This is a genomic window from Agrobacterium bohemicum (genome assembly GCF_001562555.1).
GTDB lineage: Bacteria > Pseudomonadota > Alphaproteobacteria > Rhizobiales > Rhizobiaceae > Agrobacterium > Agrobacterium bohemicum.
The window spans coordinates 130,466-139,713 of record NZ_KQ961036.1; the positions used below are offsets into that span (position 1 = coordinate 130,466).

The 9,248-nt window shown below is 56.7% G+C and carries 9 protein-coding genes; 6 read left to right on the forward strand and 3 right to left on the reverse strand.

The window, feature by feature from the left end; genetic code table 11:
• Positions 1-51: 51 nt before the first annotated feature.
• On the reverse strand, positions 52-3,408 hold the full coding sequence (gene traA / locus ATO67_RS20365) for a Ti-type conjugative transfer relaxase TraA (RefSeq protein ID WP_067653408.1): 3,357 nt from the start codon (positions 3,406-3,408) through the stop codon (positions 52-54).
• Positions 3,409-3,607: 199 nt separating this feature from the next.
• On the opposite strand from traA, the gene ATO67_RS20370 reads away from it, so the two are divergent.
• The 5 genes from ATO67_RS20370 to ATO67_RS20390 all read left to right on the forward strand — a co-directional run bounded on the left by ATO67_RS20370 (position 3,608) and on the right by ATO67_RS20390 (position 7,736).
• Positions 3,608-3,991: a hypothetical protein gene (locus tag ATO67_RS20370; RefSeq protein WP_067653369.1), complete on the forward strand. Its 384-nt coding sequence runs from the start codon at positions 3,608-3,610 to the stop codon at positions 3,989-3,991.
• 273 nt (positions 3,992-4,264) lie between these two features.
• Complete coding sequence (locus tag ATO67_RS20375; protein ID WP_067653371.1) at positions 4,265-4,957, forward strand: cytochrome b; 693 nt, start codon at positions 4,265-4,267, stop codon at positions 4,955-4,957.
• A 220-nt stretch (positions 4,958-5,177) separates the two neighbouring features.
• Positions 5,178-5,981 (forward strand): nucleotidyltransferase and HEPN domain-containing protein, encoded by an 804-nt coding sequence (locus ATO67_RS20380; RefSeq protein ID WP_425352240.1) that lies wholly within the window; start codon positions 5,178-5,180, stop codon positions 5,979-5,981.
• Between the two features lie 188 nt (positions 5,982-6,169).
• Positions 6,170-6,499, forward strand: a complete 330-nt coding sequence (locus ATO67_RS20385) for a hypothetical protein (RefSeq protein ID WP_067653374.1) — start codon at positions 6,170-6,172, stop codon at positions 6,497-6,499.
• A 343-nt stretch (positions 6,500-6,842) separates the two neighbouring features.
• Positions 6,843-7,736, forward strand: a complete 894-nt coding sequence (locus ATO67_RS20390) for a DMT family transporter (RefSeq protein ID WP_067653376.1) — start codon at positions 6,843-6,845, stop codon at positions 7,734-7,736.
• 61 nt (positions 7,737-7,797) lie between these two features.
• Here the strand turns inward: ATO67_RS20390 and ATO67_RS20395 are convergent, their stop codons facing one another.
• Entirely contained in the window at positions 7,798-8,403 is a 606-nt protein-coding gene (locus ATO67_RS20395) for a Fic/DOC family protein (protein ID WP_067653378.1), read from the reverse strand.
• Positions 8,404-8,470: 67 nt separating this feature from the next.
• The gene (locus ATO67_RS20400) at positions 8,471-8,674 is read right to left on the reverse strand and encodes a hypothetical protein (protein ID WP_067653380.1); all 204 of its coding nucleotides are present in this window, start codon (positions 8,672-8,674) and stop codon (positions 8,471-8,473) included.
• A gap of 131 nt (positions 8,675-8,805) precedes the next feature.
• Here ATO67_RS20400 and ATO67_RS20405 point away from each other — a divergent pair.
• A partial coding sequence (locus ATO67_RS20405) for a hypothetical protein (protein WP_158667387.1) occupies positions 8,806-9,248 on the forward strand: 443 nt, incomplete at its 3' end.

Here is a 9,248-nt window from a genome sequence, read left to right on the forward strand (position 1 = left end):
TTTGGGCTGCGACCAATCTCGATGATGCGTGGTTGGCTCTGCTGGCTGACATCACATCCTCAGGCCCAGGCTTTTCGTCAGGGACTGTTTGAGTTCGTACTGCCGGGTGAGTTCTGCCCGTTGGACCCGCTCGACGATGCGGGCCACATCTTTGATCTGATCGAGTGTGTGGGTCATCTCTGGAGCCAGCCGTAGCGCCTCCGGTTTCAGGGTGCGCATGTCGGCGCTGCCAAAGCGTTGCTCAAGGGCGTTGACGATTGCCCGCGCCTCAACGATGGCCTGTTGTCCGTGTGGCGTGGCGCAGAGTTGCGCAAAGACTGTCGGCCTGTCTTCAAGGGGCAGGCTGTCGAACTGCTGCAGAAGGGCGTGGCTTCGGGGTGTGAGACCGGGGACTTCGACGATATCCTGTCGCTGACGTTTCCAGGTTTCTGACTTGCGCTCTGCCTCCAAACGACGCTGCCAGGTGTTGGCCGCTGATAGCACGTGGTTGCCAAGCGCCTGTGTGTAATGGCGAGCAAGCTTGCGCTCCTTGTTGTCTCCGAGAAGCCCGACTTTACCGCGCAAGGCTCCGAACTGCTCGGGGGTCTCAACGAGTGATCTGGCCAGGGCGTGCCCCTCAATGCCGGTGTCAACAATGGCGGCACGAAGCCTGGCTGCTGCCTGCTCAGGATCGAGGTAGACCTCACGACCGACGGAGCGGACGGCCTGCATGTCGTGCTCCAGGGACGGCTTTGCCCTTTCGCGGGCGATGTCTTCGACGGTGCGGTCATAATGGGTGATGGCGGGAACGAGTGGAGCGGGAACGTCTGCGGGTGGGACGAGACGCTGGCCGTGATCGGGTTGGATATGCTCAAGATCGGGCTCGGAACCGACGGCGTTGAACGCAGGACCGACCAGATCGTGGACCGGCTCCTCGTCAGCCTGCCTGCGATCGTGTGGCCGATCCTGCTCCTGGCCCACCGGTTGCCCGGCATGGCTGGAAATTTTCTGCACGGCTGTTGGAGCATGTGCAAGTTTTATGTCGTCGTCACTATCGGACTTGAGGTCCAAACCACGTCGTTCGGCAAAGGCGTTTGTGTAATCAAGCGTCGTTTCCTTGGCACCGGACCGGCTCATGCTGGCCACCATCTCCTTCATGTCGGTAAGGTCATCGCGACCGGCATAGAGCTTTGCCTGATGACGATGACGGGTCATGGCCACATAGGTGAGATGCCGGTCCATGGTTGAGGATGCCATGACGAAGGCACGGTCGACGGTGGCGCCTTGTGCCTTGTGAATGGTGGTCGCATAGCCATGATCAAAATTTTGGTAATCTTTGACGGGTAGAGAGAGAACACGGGCATTGTTTTGCCCGCTGGCAGCTCCGTCGAGCCGCATATGTATTGCGTTCGGCTCGACGGCCTCCACGGTTCCCAGCATGCCGTTTTTCACAGCGAGATCACGGTTGTTTTCCAAAAGCAGAATGCGATCGCCGGGCGCGAACGAACGCTTGCCGTTGACGGTCTGATAGACGATCTCACGATCTCCATTGTCAGCAAGACCCGTCCCGACTTGAACGGTCGACGCTTCATCGTCGCCGACGCCCAGACCACTGCCTTTCGCAAGCAGCCCCTGCGCCTGCAGCGCGGTTCGAATGCCGTCATTGATGGCGCGAACATCGACGCGGCGATGGGCAAGGGCAATGCGTGAAGCATTGGGATTGTCGAGGCGATCAGCGAGATAGTCAGCCACGAGTTGTTCGTGCGCCTTATCGCGGTCATCGGCAAATTGGACGCTGCCCTGTTCAGCGTAAGCCGCCAGTCCAACACCGGTGCGATGGGTGGCAAACGCCACCGACGCCTGCCGCTGCCACTCCTGTGTCTGTCGACGAATGTCAGAAAGCTCGACCGAACCGATGCGCTCGGCTATCGCCCGGAACGGCGAGCCCGCACCGATCGCCTGAAGCTGTTCGTGATCGCCAACCAGAACGAGTTTGGCACCTCGCTTTTCGACCTGCGACACGATCCGCGCAAGCTGTCGGCTTCCCACCATGCCGGCCTCGTCGATGACAAGGATGTCGCCGCGCTGAAGTTCACCTTTGCCTTTGTTCCAGCCATACTCCCATGATGCCAAAGTGCGTGCCGCAATGCCGGATGATTGCGTCAAACCTTCGGCTGCCTTTCCGGCAAGGGCGCCGCCATGAACGGTAAACCCTTGGTGCTCCCAGGCGTCGCGGGCTGCCGCCAGCATGGTGGATTTGCCAGCACCGGCAAAACCGATCACGGCTGCGATCTGCTGTGAAGATGTGATGTGGCGCACGGCCGCACGCTGCTCGTGGCTGAGACCAGGACCGTTCAGGAGCGCGTCCTGACGATCGAGCGCATGATCAACGGTTTCAGGTCTGACACCATGGCTGTGTCTGTCTGCCATCCGCAGCGCGCTGGCCGCCATGGAATGCTCGATCCCGATCATCTCGCGGGTCGAATAGCGCGCCAGTTCATCGTGTTGCTCGGCTTGCAGTTCGACCAGCTGGCGTGACGCCATGACGGCGGCAAGCGCGCGTTGGAAGCCGTCGGTGTCGTTGATGTAACGATGCAGCGTGCGGGCGACATCATGACGGGTAAACACGCTTTTCTCATCGGTCAGAAGGCGCAGGACCTCGTCGGGTTTGCGCCGGATCAACGCGGCGTTTCGGCGTGCCGCATCTTCCTCAAGCCGGGTGCGTGATACATCCAGTCCGCGTCGCATCATCTGGCTGGCATGCACGCCCATATGTTCGGTCGGTTCGATCTCCAGACCACGCTCCAGATGCGAGCGATGATCGATCCGCACATCAAGGCCTGCCCGCATCAGATGTCGGTTGGCATGCTGTTCGAACGTCTGGCGGATATCGCGCATCTGCAGGTGCGACGTCGGCAGATCCTGGGCGAGCAGCCATTTGTTCTCGCGCTCGATCAGGCTTTTTTCGCCAAGGCCCGTTGGGGTCACCACCCGCGTGGTCATCATCACATGTGCATGGATATTGCGGACATCGCTTTTGCCCTGCGGCACATGGATGGCGAAGTCGATAGCGGTGCCATAGCGGTTGGCAAGATCCTGGGCAAAGGCACGCGTCAGCGACAGGCGATCGTCGCGGCTCAGCTCATGGGGAAGGGCGATTTCGAACTCACGGGCAACACGGGCATCGCAGCGGTTCTCGGCAGCCTCCGCGGCATTCCACAGTGTTGATCGATCCAGTGCCCAGTCGGCTACAACAGCGTCGGGCAGAACGATCTCGCAATGGGCAACGCCCCGCCTGGCGGTAAAGTCATGCACGAGACCATCACGTTCATTCAGCATCATGGTCGCTGTTCGGTAGGCAATCGCCGCCACGGCACTGCGGCCACCCGATCTGGAAACCGGCTTGCTGCTGAGATGGTAGATCGCCACCGCCACCTGTCCTTTCCCGGTTCGGACAATCGGTTGAGCCAAATACGCTGCAACTCGTAAGTGCGCCCTTGTTGCTGTCGTTACGGCACGGCTAGCATTCGCAGATCGTGCTGGCGACGTGCAGATCTGCAGGTTGCAGGCTCCAGGAAATTGCGGTTCCAATAGCGCTGAGGCCAAATCGTCATAGGAGGATGCTGTTATGAGAAAGCCGATCGCGCAACGCATCAAGGAGCTCGAAGAGCGCAGGCGTAGTTTGCAATCGCGACTGGACAGGCAGGAGCGTGCGCAGACGACACGACGCAAGATCGTGCTCGGTTCGTTTGTGCTGGAGCACCTGGCGCAGGATGGCGATGGTGATACCGGCGATCAATGCGATCAATGCGACCTGAGGCAATGGCTTGCGGCACAATTGCCGGCGTTTCTCGTCCGGGATGCCGATCGGGCCTTGTTTGCGGACCTGCTCGAAGAATGCCGGATGGGTCAAGTCCACGATGTGACAGACGGCAACGCGCAACGGAGCAATGGGCACCATCGGCACGCCAATGGCAGTCAAGCGGACGTCATCGGGGACAAGGAGCCATGACGGTGCTCGATGTCACAACACTTGCCCCTCAGCTGCGCCTTCGCGGCGATAACGGATGACGGGACGCTCAAGAGGGATTGCGGGATGAGCCTGTCCTGACGGGAACGCGCTCCCCATAGCGCCGTAGTGAGCGGCAGGACAGGCGTGCGTCTGGCGCCATGGGGTGATGGGAACGCAAGCCCAGGATCTGACGAACGCTCCCGGACCGATCCCACCGTTGCGCTCTGTGTCAACGGCAGCTAGAGGCAGTTTATAATAAACAGGAGTTCTCGCATGTGGCTGGATACGCCCAAGCGTTATGGTCTGATCAGCCGGACCTTGCATTGGACCATGGCCTATCTTTTGATCTGGCAGTTTGTCGTCATCCTGACGTGGCGATTGTTCGGGGATAGGGAGTGGGTCAGGACGGTCACGTCGCTTGGACCCGGCCATGGCACCGTTGGCCTTCTGGTGATCGTGCTTGTCGTCATTCGCGCCATCTGGTGGACCGTCAATCGTAACCGTCGCCCGGTTCAATCGACAACCATTGCCGGTCATGCGGCCATTGTTGTTCACGCCAGCCTCTATCTTCTGATGTTTGGCATTCCGGCCCTGGCGCTGTTGCGGGCCTATGGCAGTGGCAAGGGGTGGGAGCCGTGGATCCCGGCGACCGGGGTGGAGGTGTCATGGATGATGGCACCGGCCGATTTTCTTCACAGTCTGTTGGCATGGGGCCTGTCGGTTCTGATCGCAGGCCACGTCACCATGGCGCTCGTTCACCGGTTTGCGTTGAACGACCAAACGCTTGGGCGGATGGCGGGAAGGCTGGGCAGAGCCACGACTGATGAGGAAGCAATGACGGGCAGGACAGCCGGACGAGACCTGAAAGCAGCGTCGCAGACCAAGGCTGATCAACTCCGCCGAGAGCCTTTGTGCAATGCGTGTCAACGGCCTAGGGGCCTTTCCTGCGGTTGTTGTTTCGGTTGAACTGTGTCAGGTTTTCCGGACCAGCTTTAAGAGAGTCGACGTCGATACCGCCAGCGAACAAGAACCTGCTACCATGATGAAGTCTTCCCTCGATCATATCCCGCCGCGCAAGCAACGTGAACTCGCCCGTGCGCTGTAAATCCTGCACGAGGAATTCGAGGATGCGCTGGGCGAGGGAACAGCCGACTTCAAGAAGCGCGGACGCATTCTCAAAATCATCCTGTTCGGTTCTTATGCCCGCGGTACGTTTGTCGACGAGCCGCACACGATGAAGGGCTATCGCTCTGACTTTGATCTGCTCGTCATCGTCAACAATCGCAAGCTGACCGACTTTGCCGAATATTGGTACAAGGCCGCCGACCGTTTGATCCGGGATAGTTTTATCGAAACGCCGGCACAGTTCATCGTGCACTCGCTGCGCGAGGTGAACACGCAGTTGAAGGAAGGCCATTACTTCTTCTCGGATATCCGCAGAGACGGGATCGTTCTTTACGAACTGGATGATGAACCACTGGTGGAGCCCAAGCCGCTGACCGCAGAGGCACGGCTGCGGGTGGCGCGGGAGCATTTTCAGGAGCGGCTCCCAAACGCTCAGCGGTCCCTGCAAACTGCTGCATTTCAGCTGACAAATTCGGAGACTGACATCAAGTGGCGAAAGGATGCTGCTTTCGCGCTCCATCAAACACTCGAGCAGGCTTACTCATGCGTTCTGCTCACTCTGACTAACTACGGACCTGCATCGCACAACATCAAGTTTCTGCGCTCGCTGGCAGAGGAGCAGGACCTGCGTTTGGTCGAAGCCTTTCCGCGTGATCAACACCGCGAGCGGGCCTGGTTCAACACGATCAACGAGGCCTATGTGAAGGCCCGGTACTCGAAGCATTTTGAGATCAGCGAAGAGGCGCTTGTCTGGCTTGGGGAACGGACCGCGCATCTGCTGGAACGGGTCAAACAGGTTTGCGAAGAGCACCTGACAAAACTCGCAGAGAATGCGAATGAAAAAGCGTCTCAAACGGGTGGTTAGTCATGCTCCTGGCGTCTTGCTCTCAAGACAGCGACGGGGTGTTTTTTGGGGCCGTTCATGGCCTTGCGACGATAGATCGCCGTTGCCCGATGATGCCGTTGGATCACAGACCAATCGAAACCACGTCGTTTGGTATTTTTTCCGATATCTGGACTTGAAAAAACGCAGGCGTGCGGCATTTTTTAGGGATGAGCCTGACAACGGATTTTATTGGCAAACTTGTTCGAGATGCCAATCGCATGGAGCGCCTCGATGCGTTCCAGAAGCGCCGGATGCTGGAGCGCGCCGTCGCGACGATCGCGGATTTGCGAGAGGCTGTGGGCCTGCCCACAGGCCCTGGCCGCGATATCGTTCTTGATATTCACACAACCGCTCTTTCGGTCGAGCGGGGCTGGCGCGATGACAATCAGGTTCGTGATACGTTTCTTCTGGCTGCTGGTATGATCCGGGACCTGCACATTGTTCTGGATAGCGGGACAAGGGTGTCCCTGGTGGGAAACCGCGATGTCTCGTTGTAATTGCCCCCCCGGGCAGGGATGCTAGGTATCAGATGGGGTTCCGGTTGGGTGATCGATTTGCGAGATAGACGCCCGTCCTACTGTTTTCAGCCCCCTCTTCGATTCGAAACCCGTTTACGTCTCGCCACTGGCATCAATTCAAATTCAGGGCCATTGCCCTTCGATGGGAGGACACTAGGATCTTAACGTCAATTGTCTTGCAAAGCCGCGACATCGGCTCTCGAGCCCTGACGGCCTGGACCAGCTCATCAACCGAACGTTCCGAAATACGCTGGAGTAATTTGATAGATCGTAACACAGGACTCGGCTAGTACAGATCATCAGCAGTATCGTGGTGAAGTGCATGGCAGGATCATTGGAAGCAAGGCCGCTTTTCGGCATCGGGCTGGCGGCCATGGGCTACTCCTGTTTTGCTCTTCAGGATGCGCTCGTCAAATTGCTTGTCGAAAGCTACGAGGTTCCGCAGATCCTCTTTGTGCGAAGCGCCGTCATCGTTCTGATTACCGGCCTACTGGCATATCGCTACCGCCACCCCTCCATCCTCAAAAGCAAATATCGCGGCACCGTCGTTATTCGCGCAGCACTCATGCTCACCGCATGGATGCTGTTCTACAGCTCCGCGCGATATCTGGGGCTGGCGGAGCTCACCACGCTCTATTTCTCCGCACCCATCATGGTCATGTTTCTGTCCATCTTCGTGCTGAAAGAAAAAGTCGGCGCAGGCCGCTGGATAGCCTGCGTGGTCGGTTTCGTTGGAGTGGTCATAGCTGCCAATCCGGCCAACTCCCCCAACTGGCTTCCGGCAACTCTCTGCATCATCGCAGGTTTCTGCTGGGCATGGAGCACCATCCTCATCCGCCTCGTTAGCAGAAGCGAAACGACATTGACGCAGATGTACGCCACCAGCGCATTGTTCGGCATCGCCTGTGCACTCTCTTTGCCTTGGCTCTGGAAGAACCCGGATGCGCAGGGCTGGCTTCTCATGATCGGGGTCGGGCTCGTCTCAACAATCGGGCAATATCTTCTCTATGAAGGGTTCAGATACGCGCCCGCATCCTCACTCGCGCCGGTGGAATATACCGGCCTGATCTGGGCCTTCATCTATGGTTACGTCATCTGGACGGAAGTACCGGCAATCAACGTCTTTATCGGCGCAATCCTCATCGTCGCGGCGAGCCTTGTGCTTGTGAGTTGGGCACGACGGAGTATGAGAATGGCAAAGGAGCCGATTAGCTGATTTCTGCAAAGGTGACGCTAACACGCAGCAACCGATATTAGAGCCTCAACGGTCCCAATGCCTATTCTGTCATCCGCTTTGTTAGCCGCTTTTCCAGCAATGCAATTAGCGGATTCAGATCGTCGGCAAGGAAACCTGCTTCTGCTGCCACGTACCATTCCCGTTGGTCTTTCGCACAGAGATCGAGATCATAGCCAGCCTTCTCGGCAATCATTTGCAAAAACAATCGCTGCACGCGCCCGTTGCCCTCTATAAATGGGTGCGCCGCGTTGATTTCGTTGATGAACCTCGCGGCGTTTTCCGCAAACTGTCGCTTTTCAAGCCCACAATAGTAGTTCGAATTTTTTAGATGCTCGAATTGCTTCTCAACCCATGAAGCTATGTATGCAGGCTTCGCGAACGCGGCATTCGGGTTCCTGCTCGTCGTGTAAGTTCGCTCCATCCCCGCCCACTCATAAATATCCTGAAAGAGATGGCGGTGAAGTGCTTTCAGACCGTCATATGAAAGCTCCATGGCCTCAGCAGGAATCCGCTTCACCCTTATCGCCACGATCTGCGCTTCAAATCGGCTGAGGTCTTCCCAGTTTCTCGCACCTAATAAATTGATTGGAACCCTCGGTTCAGGTCCGGGATACATATATCGCTCGTAAATGGCCTTTTCGTTCACATTACTTTTCGCTTTAAATAAAAAACGCCCCCAAAATGAGAGCGCTCACAATATCTGTAGACGTATATTAAGCGGCAGCGCGATTGCGTTGTTTTGCCATCTGCACCAGCCGAGCAACCTGCTCATCATCAGCAACACCAGCTGCATTCCATTCTTCAACCAAAGCTGCGAGCGCCTCGTCCTTCTGAACACCCTCAATCGCGTTGTTGGCGTGCATCTGGTCGACGCGCCACGCAACATCCTTGGCTTCGTTCGAGAAAAAGCGGTTCATATGGTGCCTCCACTGTTTCTAGCAGCGCGATTTCAATACAATTAGCGCTTACAATGTCCTCAAACCTTAGAGGATTCCCGTTAAACTCGCAACGGAAAATCTGAAGACGTCAACGTAGAAGGAGTAAGGCGTTGAGAGCATACACCGTAATTTTTCTTGTTTGGGTGAGTTTGTTTGCAGTCCCGCAAGCTTTTGCACAAACTGCAACGCCTATGCCCGAAAGTGTTGAACGAAGGTTACTACAAGCATGTTCAGTTGACGTGATTGAGTTCATTGATGCCATTTGTCATGACAAAGGCACGGTAAATACCGTCGCGATAAACTTCCCCGGCGTGTGTAAACAATATGATTACTCGAACGACATCAAAAGAAAGCTACAAGAGTGCGACGGAAAGAACGTATTCTTTGAGATGTGGAAGTTCAAATTTAATATTCAAAATGATTTTGAGGAAAAATTCGTAGAATATGTAGAAAAATATTTTAGTAATGAGGCAGCGTCGGTAATCCCCCCGTTTTTAACGGGGCTCAGCAGTAGAATTCATGCTGCCATTTTCAGTTTTTGCCTCGGCGTGAT

Bases quoted from the DNA above. Each gene is read 5' to 3' on its own strand.
- ATO67_RS20370 (WP_067653369.1), top strand. From the start codon at position 3,608: ATGAGAAAGCCGATCGCGCAACGCATCAAGGAGCTCGAAGAGCGCAGG.
- ATO67_RS20375 (WP_067653371.1), top strand. From the start codon at position 4,265: ATGTGGCTGGATACGCCCAAGCGTTATGGTCTGATCAGCCGGACCTTG.
- ATO67_RS20385 (WP_067653374.1), top strand. From the start codon at position 6,170: ATGAGCCTGACAACGGATTTTATTGGCAAACTTGTTCGAGATGCCAAT.
- ATO67_RS20390 (WP_067653376.1), top strand. From the start codon at position 6,843: ATGGCAGGATCATTGGAAGCAAGGCCGCTTTTCGGCATCGGGCTGGCG.
- ATO67_RS20400 (WP_067653380.1), bottom strand. From the start codon at position 8,674: ATGAACCGCTTTTTCTCGAACGAAGCCAAGGATGTTGCGTGGCGCGTC.